Below are 21,732 nucleotides of genomic sequence, written 5' to 3' on the forward strand. Positions count from 1 at the left end.
CGAAGCAATGACGTGAAAAGCAAAAAAAGCGAGGGTACTTTCCTCGCTTTTCTTATTTTATTTCTTACCGGTTAGCCACTTGTCCTGCAGCTTTTGTTCTGCCGGAGTTGGATTGGCCTTGTATTGTAGTGTTTCTACAGAAAGCTTATCCAGGATGGCTTTTCCTTTAAGCTCTACTTTGTCCGTTTTGTTGCCATTTTTTCTTAAAACAACAACCGTAACATTTTGCCCGTCCTTAATTGTTTTGGTGTAGTTGATAAATTCCTGAACATTTTGAATATTGATGGTTTTTCCGTCTAATGAAAAGATTTCATCGGTGATTTTAAAGCCAATGCTTTTTGCAAAAGGTGATAAAGCTGAGCTCTCATCAAAAATAAATGTATTGTTCTTATCATTGTATCCTGTTTGATTAGGATCTTTAATAAACCAGAAAATAGGCGGTGTATCCTTCTTAGTCATTTCCACACCTACCTGGTTAAGATATTCTGCGTATGGAGTAGGCTGGTTTCCTGCAATATATTTATTATAGAAATCTTTTACCTGAGGATATCCGGTAACCGTTACCAATTCATCAATAAGCTTATCATCTTTGAAAGGCTTGTTTTCCCCGAATCTCTGAGACAGTTTTCTGATCATATCCCTGTAACCCATTTCACCGTTGGAAAGTTTTCTTAATTCAATATCCAGGCACATGGCAAGAAGGGCTCCCTTTTCGTAAACGTTTCTGTACTGGTCTTTATATTGATCAAGCAAAACATTTTTACTCATCACCGTAAACGGCATGGTATCATCATAGTTTTTGGAGTTGGTAATTTTTTCGTTGATTCTTTTTAAGAACTCATTTTTGTCAATTAAACCTTCCTGGATCTGAAATAGATTGGCAAAATACTCTGTTCCGCCTTCATACATCCAAAGATGTTGTGACATCTTGGGATCTGCATAATCAAAATAATGGATCTCCTCAGAATGGGTTTTCAAAGGATTAACCGTATGGAAAAACTCATGTGAAACTACATCTGTTATTGTTTTGTCGATAGCTTCTTTAGGCATCATTTCCGGTAAAACCACACTGGTGGATTCGTGGTGCTCCAGAGCTCCGAAACCTTTGATCCTTGGCCCGTCTGCACCTGCAAGATAAAGCATGATTGCATATTTCTTGTTGGTATTCATATCACCCAGGAATTTCTTCTGGGCAACCACCATTTTTTCCAGATTATCTTTAAAATCGGCAGCTTTATATTTTCCGGACGGCGAATATACTCCTAAAACCAGATCCATACCTCCTGCATTGAATGTGATATAATCAGGCTTGGTATACATCAGCGGAGAATCCGTTACTTTAGCATAATTAGCCAAAGTATAAGTATCTGTTGACTCAGATTTGTCCTGATCTACAAGTGCGGTAGTTCCATAAAAACCAGTTGGTTTCTGAATGATCAACTGGTAAGGGACATCCTGCATATTATCAATATATCCGATGAAACCGTGGGTATTGATTAAATAAATCTTACCCGCTTCAATATCAGTTCCTGATGGGGAAAATACAGCTTTATGCTTGTCATTATCCATTTCATCATCAAAACTGTCGTTCACCAGATAGGTAATTTTAGTCAGATCTTTAGCATTCTTAAGAGAATAAGAATTGTCATTGATCTTCGTGAAAGCTAATTCTTTCCCTTTATTATCAAGAAATTTTATGCCTTCTACAAATCTCCCGTAATCATCTACAGAATAAGTTCCGGGAACTGTCTTTGGAAAATGGAACTTTATATCACCGGATTTCATTTTTGGGAATTCCATGGTAACAGCAACTTTATCGTCTTTTACATTCACCAGATCAATATTGGTTTTAATAGACTGCGCATGAATAAAAGCAGCTGTTAAAATCCCTAAGCTTAGTGTTATTTTTTTCATTGAGTTTGATTTATATAAATAGTTGTCATAAAAATCATTTTGTTACGAAGAAATGTATTAAACTTTTCTTAAAATTAAAATAAGGATAATTGTGAAACTTTATAAAAAGTAAAACGGCAAAGCCGTTAAAGGGTAAATGGCATCATAAAACCAAAATATAAATCTTTTTTATATTTTTATCTTAATTTTCCGGCAATTCTACGTTTCAGCAATTTTACAGTTTCATAGTTTCGCAATTTGCGATTCAGCCTTTCAGCTTTTTCGCCTATTTACTGTACCTTCTTATAATTGATATAATAATTTTTATTAAACGTTGCAGGGTTTCCTTTCTTCAGTTTTACCGTTTGCCAGCTTTCAGTTGGATTAATGGTTTCCTCGTTGTCTATCCTGATCGGAAGTTTAAAGTTTTTAACCACATTGGTATATCTGTATTGTAAAGTTTCTCCTTTTTGAGAATACTCCAGTGTTGGAATCTTAGTGGTTCTTAAATACTGGTTGAATAAACTTGAAAAGTCGATTCCTGATTTTGAGGAAATATAATTTTCAACCTGTTCTGTTGTTACGGTCTGATGGTAGAAATCTTTATTAAGCCCTCTTAAAATCTGTCTGAATTTATCGTCATTGTTGATCACCTGTCTGATGGTATGAAGCATGCTTGCCCCTTTAGTGTACATATCACCACTTCCTTCGTTTCTTACGCCGTATTTTCCGATAATGGGAATATCGTTGCTGATGTTGCGATGGATTCCTTGTGCATAAATATCTGCAGATTTTTTATCCATATATTTTTCCGTAAAAAGAACCTCAGAATACATCGTGAAGCCTTCGTGAACCCACATATCTGCCTGGTCTTTTGCTGTGATATTATTGGCAAACCATTCATGTCCGCTTTCGTGGATGATGATGTAATCCCAGTTTAAGCCGATTCCCGTTCCTGAAAGATCGGAACCGAGATATCCGTTCATATATTTGTTTCCGTACGCTACGTTGCTTTGATGCTCCATTCCTAAATAAGGGGAATCTACAAGCTTATAAGAGTCTTCATAAAAAGGATAAGGGCCAAACCAATATTCAAATGCAGAAAGCATTGGTTTTACCTGCTGGAACTGTTTTTTAGCCTTATCTAAATTATAATCCAGAACCCAGTAATCTAAATCCAGATTTCCTTTTTCCCCTTTAAAAGTATCCTTGAAATTCACATATTTTCCGATATTCGGAATGATAGAGTAGGCATTGATCGGGTTTTTAACCTGCCATGTGAAAATATTTTTATCATTTTCCGTTTTCTTGTCGATCAGCTTTCCGTTTCCTACGCCCACAAGGTCTTTTGGAGTAATGATTTTCATGATAATGCCATTATCGGGCTCATCGCTCCAGATATCTTTTGTCGGAAGCCATATAGATGCTCCGATTCCTTCATCAGCAACACTCATCCACGGATTTCCGTTATCATCTTTTGTGAAAACCCAGCCTCCGTCCCAGGGCGCACGTTTGGCAATAACAGGGTTCCCGGAATAAGCGACATCAATCGTATGCTTTTCTCCTTTTTTGAAGGCTTTTTTTGCTGTAATAAAAATGAAATCACCATCTTGTTTATATTCGGCGATCGGGAAACTGCCTTCTACCTTATCTGCTCTCATCGGTTTTTGCAGGTCGATCTGGAAAACAGGATTGGTAATATCTTTTATAATTTCAAAGCTGATGGTGTTATTTCCTTTTATACTTTTCTGTTCAAAATTCGGTTCTACAGACAGTTCATATTTTTTTACATCCCAGAAATTCCGGAATTTGGTATTGGAGCCTTTTAAAGTATCCTGCTTGGTAAAAGCCTGAGGTTTTTCAAAGAATTGCCCGAAAACAAGTCCCGATGCAAACAGAAGGGTATAGGTCAGTTTTTTCATTTGAAATTAAATTAATCTATCCAAAAATAGAAAATTTAACAGCAATACGTTTATTTAATTACAAATTTGTTTAATCATTTGAAATATATCATCCAGAACACAGTGCTTATGTATAGCCAGAGGAAAGAAAAAAACAGATGCATAACTGTTTCGAAGGTCTTACCTTTCCATAGTTCTGATGAATAACCGAAAAATTGAACGATCAACCGGATAGTCCAGAAAATACCTAACCCCAATGATATTTTTTTGCCAAGAGAGGTTTCTGTTAATTCATTGGAAGATGTTATACAAAGCAGGCCCATAAGAAATACCGTTAAAGCAATAAAAATAGTATGAACAATCATCATTTGTCTGTTGATCAGGCTCAATGACCTGAGTTCTTTTTCCCAGTTAAAATATTTTGGGAAAATAATATGAACTAATGCTAAAATAATTAAAAGTCCGCCGGTTATTTTTAAATGCAACTCCATTTTGACTGAATTTAAAGTGAATAAATGAAAATAGACATAAAAGGGGTAAATTTTACCTCCTTACATGATGTGAAACCTGCATTTTCAAAAGCATTTTTCCATGTAGTTTTTGAAAAAAAATGAGTAAACCCAACCGAGAATGCTAAAAAATTAGGAAAATCCCGTAAATGTTCCACCATAATTATTTTTCCATGAGTTTTGCATACCCGATGGCATTCTTTTAAAAAAAGAATTTTTTCTTCATGTGACCTTATCTCATGAGCTGCTGAAAGCAGAAAAATCAGATCAGCCGATTGCTCATTTATAGGTATTGAATCTGTTACTATCTGTTGGGTATCAGGGTACATAAGGCTCACTTTCCGGGCTCTTATTATTGCCGGCTCAGTATGCCGTTTTGCATCATAGAAATCAAACACCTTTAAATCAGCTTGTGGAAAGTTATCTTTAATAATATAGCTTGTTTCGTCAAAACCTGCATTAATGTTTAGAATTTGTTTTACATTTTCTTTATCAATTGAACAATTTTTCAACCAGTGAAATGTGTAATATCCTGAGAAATCATAGACATATGCTGATATTATTAAAGGCATTATAAGCCCATAAAGAAATGCTGCGATAATGGTCATGTATAAAAGATCCGACCATTCAAATATCTGATGACTAATGATAATGAATGCCAGAATTCCTATTCCTGCTATATAAAAATGGCGGTTAAAACTTAAAATATTTAAAACGCCCTGAAATTTTCTTCTCCTTACTTCCATTGTTCTGTTTTTCCTTTTTTCCAGTAATATGGAATATTGTTAATAATAAAAGCATTGGCTAAAATAGGGTTTTCGAGTTTCAGCGTGTTTAAAAAATCAAAATGATACCCAACCACTTTTACAGGCTTAGGGATCCAGTTCTGCCTTACCCCTTCAATCATAAGAACTTCTTTGGTTTTTTTGTTATAGGTGAATGTAAACGGTAATGGGCCTGCAAATCTTCTTGCTTCTTTCCAGTCTGCAAATGGTGAGCCCTGAGGTAAAGGAATGTTTTCTTCTGCTGTACTGAAGACAATTTTAAACTTTGACTTAATTGATTGTATTTCTTTTAGATTTTCTTTTTCAGTTTGCTGAATATCTGTTGTAGAGTAATTATAATGGGTAAATAAGTTTCCCCGGAATTCCATTTTCTTTTTATTGGTTTCAGATTTCAGGATGTATAAGCCACGTAATTTTTTTCCTGTATTGTTTGTGTATCGTACAAATACACGATAACCTATCAGAAAAAAATCATTTCCCATAAATTTTGGAAATCCTTTTGGGCGCAGGTCTTTTGTTTGTACCATTGCCACTGCAACAAAAGCCCATTTATCTTGAAATGTGTCGAGCTCCAGACATTCGGGAATAAGGTTTTGTAATTGTTCTTTAGGAACAGTAAACGTCAAAACAAGTGAACTTTCAAAAAAAGCTTCAACGGCAAACGGGTGATTTTTTAAAAATTCAAGCATTATGATGTGGTGTTTTTGGATTTAAATAAAATTCATTGAAGTAAATAAGCAGAATAAATAAAAAAGCAAATAATGAGTTGAATTTACCCCAGAGTAATAGGTCGGGGACTAATATAAATTCAAGGATATTCATTGCTGCAATTGTTGTAATTTGTAAAATGGCATTTAGTTTTGTTTTAACTCCTGTTAAAATCCATAATGCCATAACAATTTCTGATAATCCGATCAGAATGGTTAATATTCTTGAATGATCATTGTTTAAAATTCTTGCAACAATCTGCTCATGACGGGGAACAAAATTGAAAACCTTACAAAACAGCCCATTTATAATCCAGACTGTAGCAATACAGTAATTCAATATGGTATGGATTTTTCTCATTCAGTAAAAGTGATTGGTTCTAATGGTTATAAAATTTCGGGATGTGCGTTTGAAATTTTTACTCCTAAATCTTTTACAAATATATATTATTTTCTGAACTTTCAATAATTATTGAAAATATAATTTAAAAATGATTTCTCTTAAATTTAATGCTGTAACAATCAATGTATTTGGAATCGATGTTTCAGAAACAGGAACTTTATTGTTTTAGCCCGATGAATGCTGAAATCCTATGACAAATATTCTAGTGCTGGGTTAAAATATTTTTGAAGGTATCAAAATCAATAGTTGCGGGATTACTGATGTCGATAAAAAATTGTAGCTGCCAGTTTTGGGTTTTTTCAGCCTGTTTGCTTTCAGGTTCATCCCATGGAGTATAAACCCGGAATCCCCGTTTACCTTCCTTCTGGCTGTTTGTCAGAATTTGTTTTTCAGTCAATATGTTTCCGGGAAATATGAAAAATCCGGAATTATTATTTTGTTCGGCAGCAATGATATAAAAATCAAAATGATCGGATGCATCAAAAGGTTCTGTTTTTCCGGCTGAATTTCTTCTCCATAATGTTACAAACTGCCCGTTCTTTGTGGGAGTGATTTTTGATTTCCTGAATTTGATGCTTAAATGATCCAGTGAAAAATTATATCCGGAATAGTCTTCAGATTCCGGCTCGACTTTAATATCCGATAACTTTAACTGCAAAGCCTTGAAGACAGAATTTTCAATCCGGCTTAATATTCCAACCATTCCTTTATTCTTTAATTTTTCCCTTCTTATCGGCTTTTTAGCCTTTTTTCCCTTCTATGGTGGCTATTTCTGAACTACCGGAAGATTTCCGTCTCTTTTCTGAACTTTTTTATAAGTGTAAGAGCACATGATAATACTGAACTCATACAATAAAAGCAATGGCAAGGCAGCCATCATCATACTCAAAACATCTGCAGGAGTAATAATTGCGGCTACTACCATGATCAATACGATGGCATGACGACGGTAAGTCCTCATAAATGTAGGGGTCAGAATTCCGATACTGGTAAGGAAATAAATAAGGATAGGAAATAGAAAAATAACACCCATACCTAAAATAACCTGTAAAAATAAAGTAGTATAATCACTGAGGTCATACAAAGGAACGATAATATCTGAAATTTTGAAAATTACGCCGAAGTTGACTGCAAATGGAAGAATTAAAAAATATCCGCACAAAACCCCGGTCATAAAAAGGATCCAGACTGCATTAATGATAAAAATTGAATTCTTTCTTTCTCTAGGATGCAAAGCCGGGCTGATAAAACGCCATAACTCCCAGACAATATACGGAAATGCCGCAATAACTCCTCCAAAGATAGAAACAGACATCATGACATTGAACTGCTGGTAAAGTCTTTGTACACGCACCGGGAAATCTTTGGGAAGATGAATGCTGTCCTCTCCTAAAAGCATTCTGGAAAAGTGATTGACAATTTTAAATGTTGGAAAATCGTTTCTTGTAGGACCAAAGAAAATGTGATCCATGATCCAGTTGATATTAAAACCGACTGCGAAAGCGGCAATTACAATAGCAATAATTGAGCGTACGAGGTGACCTCTTAATTCTCCAATATGCCCAAGAAAGGACATTTCTTTACCTTCACTCACAGAATAATTTTTTAAAGTTCCAAATTTATGAAATATTTAAAGAAGTTAGAGGTTAGAAACTGGCTTTATAAACAGATTGAATATTTACTGATTTTTAACCTCTGTTTTTTATTTCTGAATTAATTAATTCCTTCGTCTAGCAATTTATGCAAATCAATAATCCCGAAATATTTTCCGTTTTCCGTAACGATAAGCTGGCCGATGTTGTTTTCTTTAAGAATTTTCATGGCTTCTTTTGCCAGGATATTTCTTTCGATGGTTTTAGGATGGGCAGACATAATGTCTTTGGCTAAAACCTTAGAGACATCTTCACCTTTCATCAGCATTCTTCTCAGATCTCCGTCGGTAATTACACCAATGATCTGGTCTTTATCCGTCACAACAGTAATTCCGTGTCTGGATGCACTGATTGAGATAATAACATCCCTTACCGGAGCATCTTCCGTCACCTGAGGTTTTTGTGAAGAAAGAAAATCATCAACTTTTGAAACCAGGTTTTTCCCTAAACTTCCTCCCGGATGGAATTTTGCGAAATCATTTTCTTTAAAATCATTCAGTTCCATTAAGCAGATAGCCAGCGCATCTCCAAGCGCCATTTGTATCGTTGTAGAACTTGTGGGGGCCAGTTTATTCGGGCAGGCCTCAAGATCTACATGAGTATCCAGGACAATCTCAGAGAATTCTGCAAGTTTACTGTTTTTATTTCCTGTCATTCCGATCAGTGCGGAAGAATAGTCTTTTAAATAAGGAACAAGATTCGCTATTTCAGGTGAATTTCCTGAATTTGAAATACACAAAACAACATCCTGCTTCTGAATAACTCCCAAATCTCCGTGAATGGCTTCGGAAGCATGAAGGAATTGTGATGGCGTTCCTGTAGAGTTTAAGGTTGCTACAATCTTATTGCCGACGTGGGCCGATTTTCCGATTCCCACTACAATTAATTTCCCTTTTGCCGAATGAATGACTTCCACAGCTTTCACAAACTGGTCATCAATCCTGTTTTTTAATTTTTCAAGTTCTGAAATTTCTATTTCTAAAGTGCTCTTTGCGATTGAGATGATGTCGGTCTTTTCCATTTTTATTTTATAGGTATACAAAAAATCTCTTAAAAAATGTTATATTTAAAAAAGAATATTTAATATAAATTTTATTTTTTATAAATTCGTTCGCTTTTATTTTAAGCAAAAAATTTATAACTTTGGATAAGATGCAAATTTAGCAATAGAAAATTAGATGAGCGCAAAAAAAGCCAATTTATCAGGCGAATTGAAAAAGTATTTCGGGTTTTCTACTTTTAAGGGTCAACAAGAACAAATTATAGAAAACCTGTTAGATGGAAAAGATATATTTGTTTTGATGCCGACAGGAGGGGGAAAATCATTATGTTACCAGCTTCCTGCTCTTATTTCTGAAGGAACGGCAATCGTAGTTTCACCCCTAATCGCATTAATGAAGAATCAGGTAGATGCTGTAAATGGTCTTTCATCTGATGACGGGGTCGCACACGTTTTAAATTCTTCATTAAATAAAACCCAGACCAAACAGGTTTTTGATGACATTAAAAGCGGTAAGACAAAACTTTTATATGTAGCTCCGGAATCGTTAATTAAAGAAGATTATCTTGATTTCCTTAAAGAAGTTACTATTTCTTTCTTTGCTATTGACGAAGCGCACTGTATTTCAGAATGGGGACATGATTTCAGACCTGAATACAGAAATTTGAAACTTATTATTGACAAGATTGCTAATGTTCCGGTGATTGCCCTTACCGCTACAGCAACCCCTAAAGTACAGGATGATATCCAGAAAACTTTGGGAATGGCGAATGCTTTGGTATTTAAAGAAAGTTTCAACCGTCCTAATCTATACTATGAAGTTCGCCCAAAGGTGAATGTAGATAAGGAGATCGTTAAATTTATCAACCAACATAAAGGTAAGTCCGGAATTGTATACTGTTTGAGCCGGAGAAAAGTTGAAGAATTTGCCCAGCTTTTACAGGTAAACGGGATCAATGCCTTACCTTATCATGCCGGGCTGGATCAGAAGGTGAGAGTAGCCAATCAGGACAAATTCCTGATGGAAGAAGTGGATGTAATCGTAGCTACTATTGCATTCGGAATGGGAATTGACAAGCCGGACGTACGTTTCGTTATTCACTATGATTTTCCGAAATCCCTGGAAAGCTATTATCAGGAAACGGGAAGAGCGGGAAGAGATGGCGGAGAGGGCTATTGTCTTGCATTCTATGATCCTAAAGATATTGAAAAATTAGAAAAATTCTTAGCTCAGAAACCTGTTTCGGAAAGAGAGATCGGATTACAGCTTTTAAATGAGGTGGTGGGATATGCCGAAACCTCAATGAGCAGAAGGCAGTATATTTTATATTACTTTGGAGAAATATTTGATCCTGTGACCGGAGAAGGAGCTAAAATGTGCGACAATGCATCAGATCCTCCAAAACTGAAAGACGCAACTGATGATCTCAAAAAAGTACTGGAGCTCATTAAAGATACCGGAGAAAAATTCAAATCCAAAGACCTGATTTCCGTTATTGCAGGAAAAGAGAATGCGGTTACCAAGTCTTATAAACTGGAACAGAGTTCCCATTTCGGCTTCGGAAAAGAAGAAAAGGATAATTACTGGAAAACCATTTTAAGGCAGGCTACTGTTCAGAATTTTCTGCAAAAAGATATTGAGACCTATGGCGTTTTAAAAATTGCGGAAAAAGGGCAATTGGTCCTTAAAGGTGAACTGGAACATTCGTTTTTAATTGCTGAAGACAGGGAATTTGATTTAACACAGGCAAAAGCTGAAAGTGATCAGATTCAGATGCAGTCTGGTGGTGGTTTGGATCAGAATTTATTTGGTCAGCTTAAAGAATTAAGAAAAAAAGTAGCTAAAAAATACGGGATTCCGCCTTATACGGTTTTTATGGATCCGAGTCTGGAAGATATGACAGTTCAGTATCCGATTACCGTAGAAGAAATAGCTAAAATTTATGGAGTAGGTGAAGGAAAAGCCAAAAAATACGGTAAAGAATTTGCAGACTTTATAAAAACCTATGTCGAAGACCATAATATTGAGCGTACCCAGGATATGGTTCTGAAGCAGGTTGCCAACAAATCCAGCCACAAAGTTTTCATTATCCAGAGCACAGATAAAAAAATTGACCTTGAAGATATTGCAAGAGCCAAAAACCTGAGCATGAATGAATTGCTGAAGGAAATGGAAAGTATTGTCTACCAGGGCACGAAACTCAATATCGATTATTATATCGAAGATAATTTTGATGAAGATATCGTAGACGGGTTCATGGAATTTATGAATGAATCTGAAAGTGACAGCATGAAAGTCTTATTGGATGAATTCGGGGATGAGCTTTCTGACGAAGAAGTGAGAATGCTGAGGATAAAATTCATCAGTGACGTTGCCAATTAAAAGTTAATTTACCTTAGTATAAACACAATAAAAGAAATTCTTCAAAAGAGAGTTTCTTTTTTTATGAATGAGCTTTATTTTACCGCAAAGCAAAACAAAGAATAGTAAACAAGCTTTAAATTAAAGATAAACAAAGCCGTGTTGCCTATTGGTGAAATACAAGGAACGGTATAGTTTTACTTTAAATCATTAAGATGGTATAGGTTTTATGAATATTAAGTATTGCTTTACTGCTATCTAAAATGCAGAAAATTTGTATTACCTTAATAAGTTTACGCCTTTGTTTATCTTTAAAATATTCCTCTTTAAAAAATCTTTGTTTTCCTTTGCGTTAATATAAAAATATTGGTCAAAACTTAATTTTTTATTCTTAATAACTTAATATTCTTAATGGCAAAAAATGAAGATTGAAGCTTCTGTTTCCCAATATTTGAAACTTACCCAAACTTTTTACTAAATTTACATTGATGAAAAAGATTTCTGTTATATTTATTCTGCCGGATTTGGAAACCGGAGGCGCAGAAAGAATTGTTACCACCATTGCGAATCATCTCTCAAGAGATCGGTTTGAGCCCAAGATTTTGCTGTTGCGTAAGCAAGGCGGATATCTTAATCTTGTTAAAAAAGATGTTGAAATTATTGATCTGAATACCGAAAGGATCAGGCATTCGTTAAAACCTATTCTAGCGGAAATCTACCGGAGAAAGCCGGATATTGTATTTTCCGGGTTTGGGGAAGTGAATGCTTATTTATCATTATTTATCAAACTTTTTCCAAGGACCAAATTTATTGCCAGAGAAACCAATGTTGTGAGCCAGCATGTTACAAGAAAAGAAATCAGGTTTTTCTATAATTTCTATAATAATTATCAGAAGATCATTGCTCAGAGCGATGATATGATGAAAGATCTGATGAAGAATTTCAGGGTTAATTCCAATAAAATTGTCAAAATAAACAACCCTGTGGATTTTGATTTTATTGATGAAAAGCTGAGAAACTCTGTCAAGCCGGAAAGTTTCAAATATAATTTTAAAAATGTAGTAGCTATTGGAAACCTATCTTCAAGAAAAGGGTTTGATAACCTGTTGAAGGTATTTTCAAGGCTTAAAAACGAGAATATCCTGCTGCATATTTTAGGAGACGGAAAAGACAGGGAAATCCTGCATCAGATGAAAGATTTTCTTGGATTGAAGCATGTTGTTTTTCATGGCAGACAGGACAATCCGTATCAGTTTCTGAAATATGCCGATCTGTTCGTCCTTTCTTCAAGATATGAAGGTTTTCCGAACGTTTTACTGGAAGCCGGAGCCTGCGGAACATATTCATTGGCCAACAATTGCCCGGGCGGAATTAATGAGATCATTCAGAACCGTGTGAACGGCGAAATTTCAGACATTGACAATCATGAAGATTTTTCGCAGAAAATAATGAGCATCCTTCATCAGTCTTACGATAAAGGTGCTATTAAAAACTCTATCCGGTCACGGTTTTCAAAGGATATTATTCTGGATAAATATGAAAAAGTGCTTCTTGATTTAGCAAATAAATAATCCAATATTTTTAATTTTTCCTTAATCCGGAAAATGCAATCCATATATTGAAAATATAGAATGGTATCTGTACAGTAGATCTTATTTTTCCAGCAGCGGTATATCCGAACAGGGAAAAGTACATATGGATTTATAAAAACAATCTGTGGATTTAAAAAATCGATTTTAAAATTGATAAAACTCACTTTGGTGCTTGGCAATTTATCTGTAAATTTGTGAGAATTAAGAAAGATAATAATAAACAAATTCATAAAATAACATGAGTCAATTTGATGTTACCGTAATAGGTTCTGGTCCTGGTGGTTATGTTGCTGCAATCCGTGCAGCGCAATTAGGCTTCAAAACAGCAATTATTGAAAAATACCCAACTTTGGGCGGAACTTGCCTTAACGTTGGATGTATTCCGTCAAAAGCGCTTCTAGACAGTTCTGAACATTTTGAAAATGCGAAACATAATTTTGCTGGCCACGGGATCATTATCAATGAGCCGCAAGCTGATATCGCAAGAATGATTGAGCGTAAAAACGAAGTGGTAAAGCAGAATACAGATGGTATCAATTACCTGATGAATAAAAATGCAATCACTGTTTTTGAAGGAGTGGGAAGTTTTGAATCAGCTACCCAGATCAAAGTAACTAAAAATGACGGTTCATCAGAAATAATCGAATCTAAATATACCATTATTGCTACCGGTTCTAAACCCTCTTCCTTACCTTTTATCAGCATTGATAAAGAAAGAGTGATTACATCTACAGAAGCATTAAACCTTAAAGAAATCCCTAAGCATTTAGTGGTAATCGGCGGTGGGGTGATCGGTCTTGAGCTTGGTTCTGTTTACTTAAGATTAGGAGCTCAGGTTACCGTTGTTGAATTTATGGATAAGATCATTCCTGGAATGGACGGAGCTTTAAGTAAAGAATTAACAAAGGTTCTTAAAAAACAGGGAATGAAGTTTATGCTTTCTACGGCGGTTTCAGCTGTTGAAAGAAACGGAGATTCTGTGAAAATTACCGCTAAAGATAAAAAAGGAGAAGAAGTAGTTGTAGAAGGGGATTATTGCTTGGTTTCTGTAGGAAGAAGACCTTACACAGATGGTCTTGCTCTTGAAAAAGCAGGAGTGGAACTTGACGAAAGAGGAAGAGTAAAAACAAATGATCATTTACAAACCAATGTTGCCAATATTTATGCAATCGGTGACGTAATCAAAGGAGCAATGTTAGCTCATAAAGCCGAAGAAGAAGGAGTTTTGGTTGCTGAAATTTTGGCCGGACAGAAACCACATATCAATTATAATTTAATTCCTGGCGTTGTTTACACATGGCCGGAGGTTGCCGGAGTTGGTAAAACTGAAGAGCAGCTGAAAGAAGAAGGAGTAGCTTACAAAGTAGGTTCTTTCCCGATGAGGGCTTTAGGTAGAAGCCGTGCAAGCGGTGATGTAGATGGTCTGGTGAAAATTATTGCAGACGAAAAAACCGATGAGGTTTTAGGGATGCACATCGTAGGCGCAAGAGCTGCAGATCTTATTGCAGAAGGTGTTATCGCAATGGAATTCCGTGCAAGTGCTGAGGATATTGCAAGAAGTTCACACGCTCACCCAACGTATGCAGAAGCTATTAAAGAAGCTGCATTGGATGCTACGGCGAAAAGGCCTATCCATATGTAATGCCTGATGGAACATTTAAAAATTTAAAATAAAAAAGAGAAGCCAGCGCTTCTCTTTTTTTTGGCATAAAAATGGGGATTGATTTTGTAAATTGTAATTATGAAAAATATTTTTATTAGTTTGATGTTTTTTGTAGGAATTAATTCATTTGCCCAGGAAGCAGGAAAAGCGGGTGAGCTTTTAAAAAATGAAGCTTCCACAACAGAGATGAAATCTTCCGGAAATGCAAAATCCAATAATAAAGTTTTTGATCAGTCAAAATACCGAAATACAGAAAGTCAAAATACCAGATCAAAAAATCCCAATTATCAGTGGAACAGAAACTATGGCTATGCAGAAGTCTTTCTGCGTATTCCCGAGCAAGGCTTTTTCACTGTTGAAGTTGATGATCAGACGATTTCAAACGGTTCCGGGAAATATCGTTTTTTTGATTTATCATCCGGCAGGGTTCCGATCTCCATCTATGATAATGGATTTTTAATTTACAGAACAACATTAATGCTTCGGAATAACAATAGAATGGTGCTGGATTTCTTCACCAGTGAAGGCTTATATTTATTGGATTCATATCCTGTTCAGGGACAATATTCAGGCTTCAGCGACTGGAATGATGTCTGGAACAGCCCTTATGGAAGCCAGTCTGGAAACTGGAATAATTGGGAGAATGTAATGGAAGATGCTGCCTTCAGCAGGTTTTTTGAAATGTTGGAGAGAAATGAAAAATTTGATGACGGTAAAATGGCAATGATCAATCAGCAGATGCGAAGCACAATGTTCACTTCTTACCAGATAAAAAGCCTGGTGAAATCTTTAAGCTTTGATAGGAACAAATTGGATCTGGCTAAGTCTATGTACCGGAAATGTGCCGATAAAAACAAATACTTTTTAGTTTACGATGCGTTCGATTATGAAAGCAGCAAACGGGAGCTCATGGAATTTATAACAAAATCATAAAGTAAACGTTTCTCTTTTTATTGGCAGATTGTATTCATGGGAAGGCTGTCTTAAAATTCCTGCCTGATGACAACTTTTATCATTTAAAAGGTTCTCAGAGCAATTTCTTACCATTAATCTGTATCGAATTTCAGAGACCAGTCATAATTATTAATCCTGAAAAGAGTAATAAACAAATGAGTAATTCCCGAAACCAATAATTTCGGGAATTATTCTTAATAGCCCTGTTAAAATTGGTAGCTGTAAAATAAATTGTATTCACTGCCGAATTTAATTCATCTTTTGTTGGATGCTGCTGTAAAGTGGTCAAAAAGATTTTCAATCCTTACTTCTGATAGCTGTATGGAAGTCGTTGGGGTTCCATAGGGAATTAATCTGTCGATAAGATTTTCGAGATGGGAGCTGTCTTTCAGAATACATTCTGTAATTAAGCAAAATTCGCCAGTTATCCTTTTGCAAGTCATTACTTCAGGAAATTTAGGTAAGTCAGCAATAAATTTTCTGAAATCATCATTTTTAAATTTTAAACTGATCAGAACTTTTAATCCATATCCCAATTTCTCAAAGTCAATACCTATACTGAAATTTTTTATTACCTCAAGATCAATTAAATTCAAAATTCTTTCTTTTGTAGCCGACTGCGACAGCGAAATCTTTCTTCCTATCTCCGCATAGCTTAATCTTGAGTTGTTGCATAAAATCTTGAGAATCTTATAGTCAAATTCATCTAAAACTATTTTAATTGCTAAACTGTATTTTAAAAATTAAATTAGTTAAAAATAGTAAAATATACGGTTGAATCCGCTTTTTTCGACAGACTATTTTATCCGAAATTTGATAAACAAAATCTAAAGATATGACAAGAATAAAATTATCAGAAAATGGAAAAACAGCCTTTGAAAAGCTGATCGGGCACAATACTGAAATCTTGAAAAAATGGAACGAATTAGAGGTAGCGCTATGGAATAATAGCTCTTTGGACAAAAACTTGTTGGAACAGATCCGAAGAACAACTGCTTTTGAAAACGGCTGTGAATATTGTATGGTAAAAGGAGGAAAACCGGATTTTGACCAAACACAAATTAGAATATCATTAACAACCGCATTTGCTGCATTATTTTGCAAAGATCATCGTTCCATTTTCGAAGGGCATTTTGATATGTTGAAAGAACATTTCTCTGAGGAAGAAATTTCGGAGCTATGTACATTTATCTCATTTGTGAATGCTTCACAGAAATTAGGAAAAGTATTTAATCTGACAGAAGATCTGCAGACAGATGCGGCTGCAAAATTAAAAGATATTCTGTAAATATTGCATTGACAAAAAAGTGGTCTCAAAAGTATGACAGTCCGTTTTCATTTTAAGAAGTTTATCCAATAGCTTTATCCCAAAATCTAAATCAATGTTTTAAAGTTTTTACATCATTTTGAGATGATCATAAAATTGAGATGATTTTACCGGTGCAATATTGAACTGTATTCCGAAAGTGATTCCCTTAAAATATTTTTCTTTATGTATTGGCAGGGCATATCCTGTATTAAGATACATCAGATTGAAAAGAGAGAAACCGAGCCTGGGTTCTACAGAATAAGGGTTTAGTGATACTCCAAATAACTGTCCTTTGATATTGGTATAATGAAAACTAACTTCAGGAAGAAATTTATTTTCCCTGTTTATTCTGGTATAAAGAAACGAAGCTCCGGCTATTAAAGACTGTGCACTGGAATCATTGGTTTTAAATTCCAGCCCTGCTTGCAGAACATTGCGGCCGGTATAACGGTAAGCCAGATTAATGGACGTTTTATTTAAAACCTGAGCAGTGACCGGGAAGTTAAAAAGCAAGAGGAATAAAAAACTGTAAAGCTTCATGATAAGAGTTTTATTGATTGTCAAATGTAAGTTTTATTTGATAACTATTTTATTTTCTGTCGAGCGTCATGAAGAGAAAAAAAAAATTCTGCTTAATTATCCGTAACTTTGCAGACTAATTTGATCATTAATGCTACTCGGAAAAACTCAGACTTTAAAAATTTCAGAAAAAATAAGTTCAGGATGGATACTCACTGACGAATCTGGTGAAAAGGCTTTTTTACCCAAAATTTTCATGCCGGAAGAAAAAGAAATCGATGAAGAAGTTGAGGTTTTCGTATACCAGGATGATAATAAACTGAAAGCAACGACTGAAATTCCGTTGGCGGAAGTTGGGGAATTTGCCGTAATGAACTGTGTACAGAGCCTTCCTAGTGGAGCGTTTATGGATTGGGGAATCATCAAAGATTTATTCATTCCCTACAAACAGCAGAAATCTAAAATCATTGAAGGGAAAAGATATCTGGTCAATATTTATGTGGATGAAGACCTTGATCTGATCACAGGAACGACTAAATTCAAAAGGAACCCGCAATATGATAACCTGCCTTTTCAGAAAGGAGATAAGGTAGACCTGATTTTAATGAATGAAAGTGAGCTGGGCTGGAATGTGGTGATCAACAAAAAATATATCGGATTGATTTATGCATCTGATGTATACAAGAAACTGTATCCGCTATCTGAAGAAACAGGCTATATAAAAGCGATTCGTGAAGATGGTAAAATTGATGTTTCCCTGCAGCCGGAAGGATTTGAAAATATTGATGAATTCAAACAGAAAATTCTTGATAAATTAGAGGAAAACTACGGTCTTCTGTACCTTTCCGATAAATCTTCGCCGGAAGAGATCAAAGATGAGATTCAGATGAGTAAAAAGAATTTCAAAAAGGCAATCGGCGGGCTTTATAAAGATAAAATTATAGACATTCTGGAAGACAGGATAAAATTATTATAAAAACAAAACGGGCAGAAATTTCTGCCCGTTTTTTATTTAGTTTCTGTTTTTAATCAGTAGCCATCCGTTGTATATTCTACCGTCAATAACTTTGATAATATACCAGTAATTGCCTGTTGGTAATGGTATTGAATTGTATTTTCCGTCCCATTCGAAAGCTTTTTTGTTGATTGTTTCCTTGAAAACAGGAGTTCCCCGTCTGTCAAAACACTCATTTCAGTTCCGGTTGATTCTCTGCAAAGAAAAAAATACTTTACGGGGATTAACAGTACTTAATTTGGAATACCATTCTGTAAACCTGATGTATGTCATATAATTTTGTTTATTTTTTTTGTTTAACAATTTTGTCAAAACGTTTGTTTGGTTTATATTTGCACAAATTTGTTTAACAAAAATGTCAAATCAAGCAAAAAAAGACCAAACACAAGAATTGATCAAAGAGACAACGAAGAATTTATTCTTTGTGAAAGGGAAGTTTGACGCTACCACTCAGGAAATTGCTGATGCAGCTGGAGTCAACAGAACGCTTATCAACTACTACTTCCGCTCGAGAGATAATCTTATCCAGATTATTTTTGATGAAGCTCAGAAGGTTGAGAAGGAAAAATCTGAAATCATCATGAACTCTGATTTGCCTTTTAAAGAAAAGATGAGCCAGTTTATTGAAGGAAGTCTGGCTACAAGTCTTCAATATCCATATCTGGAAACTTATATTGTTTCACAGATCAACAAAGGAAACTGTCATAAAAAAGATATCGAGGAAGACGAACTGAAAAAACTGTACAAGGATATTGAAGGCGAAATGAAATTGGGAAATATTGCTACGATGAAGCCTATCCAGTTTCTTTTAAATATGGTTTCTCTTTTGGTTTTCCCAAGTGCGATACGCCCGCTTCTGATGGAAAATCTGATGATTGATGATAAAGAATTTGACCTGATTATTTCAGAACGAAAAGAGATTATTCTGAATATGTTATTTAAAAATTAAGAATGTTAAAGTATTTTTAAATATGATTCGTTCTTTAAAAATAAATACCTGATAAAAACAATATTAAAAAAATAAACGAAGTATAAAATTATGAAAAGAAAACGTATAACTGCACAAAAGCTAAAAATTGGGATAGCGGCTGCATTTATGATTTTCGGCTTTTCATCAGTGTCTGCTCAACAGCAGGTTTCCCTGCAGGAAGCTATTAAACAGGCACTTCAGAACAAAGCAGAAGCTAAGAAGGCTGCTTTACAGATCAAAAAAGCTGAATACAAAATTGATGAAGCCAGAGCCGGAGCTTTACCACAGGTGAGTGCTACAGCGGGTTTAACTTATAATCCTATTATTCAGGAGTCATTGCTTGAATTTGGAGGGGAAAGAATAAGAGCTCAGTTAGGACAGCCATGGAGTTCTACTGCTTCTGTACAGGTTCAGCAGGCTATTTTTGATCAAAGAGTCTTTACAGGCCTTAAGGCAGCGAAATCAACAAGAGAATTCTACATTCTGAATGCTCAGCTGACTAATGAACAAATCATCGAAAATGTTGCAACAGCCTATTATCAGGTATTTGTACAGGAAGAAAATCTGAAAACGGTAGAAGCAAGCTATGCCAATACGGAAAGAGTAAGGAATGTGATCAAAAGTTTAGTTGATAATGGTTTGGCAAAGGCAATTGATCTGGATAGAACGAATGTTCAGTTAACCAATATTGGTTCAAACAAACAGACGTTGATTAATTCGGTAGAGCTTTCAAAAAATGCTTTGAAATTTTATATGGGGGTTCCTATCAGTACAGATATTGCACTTGAAGAAAAAACAATCGAGCCAAAACCGGAACTGATTGCCAGTAATGTAAACCTTGACGACCGTACGGAGATCAAAGTTTTAAATAAAAACAGAGAGCTTCTTGTATATAATAAGAAAGCAACGGAAGCTTATCTGTATCCTACCGTAAACCTGGTAGCAAATTACGCCTGGGGTGGACAAGGAGGAAAATTCCCTCTTACAAATGGGATCAACAAAGGAGTTCTCTGGAGTGATTATTCAGCGATTGGTTTAAATATAAACATTCCGATTTTCACCGGTGGAGCTACAAAAGCTAAGATCAATCAGGCGGAAATTGATATTCAGGATTTAGACCAGGATATTCAGAATACCCAGCTAAACTTAAGTTTGGATTATAAAAATGCAGTTACCAATATGGAAAATGCATTGATCAATATCGAAAGTATGAAAGATAATGTGGGTCTGGCAGAAAGGGTTCAGAAAAACACGCAGTCAAATTATCAGTATGGTCTGGCAACATTGACGGAAGTTCTGGATGCTGAAAATGCTTTGACACAGGCAAAACAGAACTATTCAAACGCATTATTGGATTACAAGCAGGCTGAGATCAAATTAATAAAAGCTAAAGGAGAATTAAGCACATTACAAAACCCATAATAAACTATAATGAAAAAAACTTTAATATATATCATCGTAGCAGCTGTACTGGTAGGTTTAGCCGCTTATAAGATTGCCGGGAATAAAGAAAAGCAGACCAAGGAAGTTACCGAGGTTGCCAAGCAGGTAGATAAAATCAACGTAAATGTTGTCACTGTAAAAAGAGAAAATATTGATACAGATTATTCTGCAAACGGAACTTTCCTTCCGAAACAGGAAATGGAGCAGTCTTCTGAAATCGCAGGGCGTATTGTAAGCGTTTTGGTGAAAGAAGGATCAAGAGTTTCAGCAGGTCAGACATTGGCAATCATCAAAAAAGATGCGATTGAAGTGGATGTTTCGCAGGCTCAGAATAATTTACAGAATGCCATTATTGATAATCAGCGTTATGAAAATGCTTTTAAAACAGGTGGAGTTACCAAACAGCAGGTAGACAACTCAAGATTACAGCTGAAGAATGCGCAGGCCGCCCTTCGTGCACAGGGAGTCAGAGTAAATGATACAAGCATCCGTGCAGGGATCAGCGGGATGATCAATAAAAAAATGATTGAACCGGGAACTGTAGTTTCAGTAGGTAGTTCGATGTTTGAGATCGTTAATATCAACAGTCTTAAACTTTCTGTATTGGTTGATGAAAGCCAGATCGGAAAAATTCAGTTAGGTCAGGAAGTTCCGATCAAGGTCAATGTTTTACCTGAAGATTCTTTCAGCGGAAGAATTACATTTATTGCTCCTAAAAGTGATGCATCTTTAAATTTCCCGGTTGAAATTGAAGTACAGAACAGAGGTAATTTAAAAGCAGGGATGTATGCCACTGCTATATTTAAAACCAATAATGGAGCTGAAACCCAGAATATGCTGACGGTTCCTGCAGAAGCATTCGTAAATGGGGTAAGTTCAGGTCAGTTATTTATCGTTCAAAACGGAACTGCTAAACTGATTACCGTTACAATTGGTAAGGTTTATGGAGATAAAGTACAGGTTTTAAGTGGTCTTAACGGCGGTGAGCAGGTTATTACCAGCGGACAGATCAATCTTGATAACGGATCTAAAATCAATATTATAAAGTAGAGGAT

The 21,732-nt window shown here is 35.4% G+C and carries 20 protein-coding genes and 1 pseudogene; 9 read left to right on the forward strand and 12 right to left on the reverse strand.

The window, feature by feature from the left end; all coding sequences use genetic code 11:
• Positions 1-57: 57 nt before the first annotated feature.
• The 9 genes from PMI13_RS10635 to PMI13_RS10675 form a co-directional block, all read right to left on the reverse strand.
• The gene (locus PMI13_RS10635) at positions 58-1,914 is read right to left on the reverse strand and encodes a M61 family metallopeptidase (RefSeq protein ID WP_007843497.1); all 1,857 of its coding nucleotides are present in this window, start codon (positions 1,912-1,914) and stop codon (positions 58-60) included.
• A gap of 269 nt (positions 1,915-2,183) precedes the next feature.
• Positions 2,184-3,815: a M1 family metallopeptidase gene (locus tag PMI13_RS10640; protein ID WP_007843499.1), complete on the reverse strand. Its 1,632-nt coding sequence runs from the start codon at positions 3,813-3,815 to the stop codon at positions 2,184-2,186.
• 74 nt (positions 3,816-3,889) lie between these two features.
• Entirely contained in the window at positions 3,890-4,285 is a 396-nt protein-coding gene (locus tag PMI13_RS10645) for a hypothetical protein (RefSeq protein WP_007843501.1), read from the reverse strand.
• An 11-nt stretch (positions 4,286-4,296) separates the two neighbouring features.
• Complete coding sequence (locus PMI13_RS10650) at positions 4,297-5,049, reverse strand: methyltransferase (protein WP_007843503.1); 753 nt, start codon at positions 5,047-5,049, stop codon at positions 4,297-4,299.
• Complete coding sequence (locus PMI13_RS10655) at positions 5,040-5,777, reverse strand: DUF2071 domain-containing protein (protein WP_007843505.1); 738 nt, start codon at positions 5,775-5,777, stop codon at positions 5,040-5,042. The genes PMI13_RS10650 and PMI13_RS10655 overlap by 10 nt, the downstream gene beginning before the upstream one ends.
• Positions 5,770-6,156: a DoxX-like family protein gene (locus PMI13_RS10660; protein ID WP_007843506.1), complete on the reverse strand. Its 387-nt coding sequence runs from the start codon at positions 6,154-6,156 to the stop codon at positions 5,770-5,772. Before PMI13_RS10660 ends, PMI13_RS10655 begins: the two co-directional genes overlap by 8 nt.
• Before the next feature lie 244 nt (positions 6,157-6,400).
• The gene (locus tag PMI13_RS10665; RefSeq protein ID WP_007843507.1) at positions 6,401-6,901 is read right to left on the reverse strand and encodes a MepB family protein; all 501 of its coding nucleotides are present in this window, start codon (positions 6,899-6,901) and stop codon (positions 6,401-6,403) included.
• Positions 6,902-6,964: 63 nt separating this feature from the next.
• Positions 6,965-7,792 (reverse strand): twin-arginine translocase subunit TatC, encoded by an 828-nt coding sequence (gene tatC / locus PMI13_RS10670; RefSeq protein ID WP_007843508.1) that lies wholly within the window; start codon positions 7,790-7,792, stop codon positions 6,965-6,967.
• A 119-nt stretch (positions 7,793-7,911) separates the two neighbouring features.
• A complete protein-coding gene (locus tag PMI13_RS10675; RefSeq protein WP_007843509.1) occupies positions 7,912-8,871 on the reverse strand; it encodes a KpsF/GutQ family sugar-phosphate isomerase in 960 nt (319 codons plus the stop codon).
• Between the two features lie 157 nt (positions 8,872-9,028).
• Between PMI13_RS10675 and recQ the strand changes: the two genes are divergently transcribed.
• From recQ to PMI13_RS10695, 4 genes are all read left to right on the forward strand, one after another.
• A complete protein-coding gene (gene recQ / locus PMI13_RS10680) occupies positions 9,029-11,233 on the forward strand; it encodes a DNA helicase RecQ (protein ID WP_007843510.1) in 2,205 nt (734 codons plus the stop codon).
• A 467-nt stretch (positions 11,234-11,700) separates the two neighbouring features.
• Entirely contained in the window at positions 11,701-12,783 is a 1,083-nt protein-coding gene (locus PMI13_RS10685; protein WP_007843517.1) for a glycosyltransferase, read from the forward strand.
• 259 nt (positions 12,784-13,042) lie between these two features.
• A complete protein-coding gene (gene lpdA, locus PMI13_RS10690; RefSeq protein ID WP_007843518.1) occupies positions 13,043-14,446 on the forward strand; it encodes a dihydrolipoyl dehydrogenase in 1,404 nt (467 codons plus the stop codon).
• Positions 14,447-14,545: 99 nt separating this feature from the next.
• Positions 14,546-15,400, forward strand: coding sequence for a DUF4476 domain-containing protein (locus PMI13_RS10695; protein ID WP_007843520.1), 855 nt, complete (start codon positions 14,546-14,548; stop codon positions 15,398-15,400).
• A 275-nt stretch (positions 15,401-15,675) separates the two neighbouring features.
• On the opposite strand, the gene PMI13_RS10700 is transcribed toward PMI13_RS10695, so the two are convergent.
• Complete coding sequence (locus tag PMI13_RS10700; protein WP_316928701.1) at positions 15,676-16,143, reverse strand: Lrp/AsnC family transcriptional regulator; 468 nt, start codon at positions 16,141-16,143, stop codon at positions 15,676-15,678.
• A gap of 113 nt (positions 16,144-16,256) precedes the next feature.
• Between PMI13_RS10700 and PMI13_RS10705 the strand changes: the two genes are divergently transcribed.
• The gene (locus tag PMI13_RS10705) at positions 16,257-16,709 is read left to right on the forward strand and encodes a carboxymuconolactone decarboxylase family protein (RefSeq protein ID WP_007843522.1); all 453 of its coding nucleotides are present in this window, start codon (positions 16,257-16,259) and stop codon (positions 16,707-16,709) included.
• A gap of 108 nt (positions 16,710-16,817) precedes the next feature.
• On the opposite strand, the gene PMI13_RS10710 is transcribed toward PMI13_RS10705, so the two are convergent.
• Complete coding sequence (locus tag PMI13_RS10710; protein ID WP_007843523.1) at positions 16,818-17,270, reverse strand: hypothetical protein; 453 nt, start codon at positions 17,268-17,270, stop codon at positions 16,818-16,820.
• Between the two features lie 130 nt (positions 17,271-17,400).
• Here PMI13_RS10710 and PMI13_RS10715 point away from each other — a divergent pair, with 130 nt between their 5' ends.
• Positions 17,401-18,225, forward strand: a complete 825-nt coding sequence (locus PMI13_RS10715) for a CvfB family protein (protein ID WP_007843524.1) — start codon at positions 17,401-17,403, stop codon at positions 18,223-18,225.
• Positions 18,226-18,261: 36 nt separating this feature from the next.
• On the opposite strand, the pseudogene PMI13_RS21770 reads toward PMI13_RS10715, so the two are convergent.
• Positions 18,262-18,423: pseudogene (locus tag PMI13_RS21770) on the reverse strand (T9SS type B sorting domain-containing protein); the annotation flags it as partial.
• Positions 18,424-18,619: 196 nt separating this feature from the next.
• Between PMI13_RS21770 and PMI13_RS10720 the strand changes: the two are divergent.
• From PMI13_RS10720 to PMI13_RS10730, 3 genes are all read left to right on the forward strand, one after another.
• Positions 18,620-19,213, forward strand: coding sequence for a TetR/AcrR family transcriptional regulator (locus PMI13_RS10720; RefSeq protein ID WP_007843525.1), 594 nt, complete (start codon positions 18,620-18,622; stop codon positions 19,211-19,213).
• 90 nt (positions 19,214-19,303) lie between these two features.
• A complete protein-coding gene (locus tag PMI13_RS10725; RefSeq protein ID WP_007843526.1) occupies positions 19,304-20,656 on the forward strand; it encodes a TolC family protein in 1,353 nt (450 codons plus the stop codon).
• Positions 20,657-20,665: 9 nt separating this feature from the next.
• The gene (locus PMI13_RS10730; protein WP_007843527.1) at positions 20,666-21,727 is read left to right on the forward strand and encodes an efflux RND transporter periplasmic adaptor subunit; all 1,062 of its coding nucleotides are present in this window, start codon (positions 20,666-20,668) and stop codon (positions 21,725-21,727) included.
• The last annotated feature ends 5 nt before the right edge of the window (positions 21,728-21,732 follow it).

The organism is Chryseobacterium populi (genome assembly GCF_000282115.1).
GTDB classification, from domain to species: Bacteria; Bacteroidota; Bacteroidia; order Flavobacteriales; family Weeksellaceae; genus Chryseobacterium; species Chryseobacterium populi.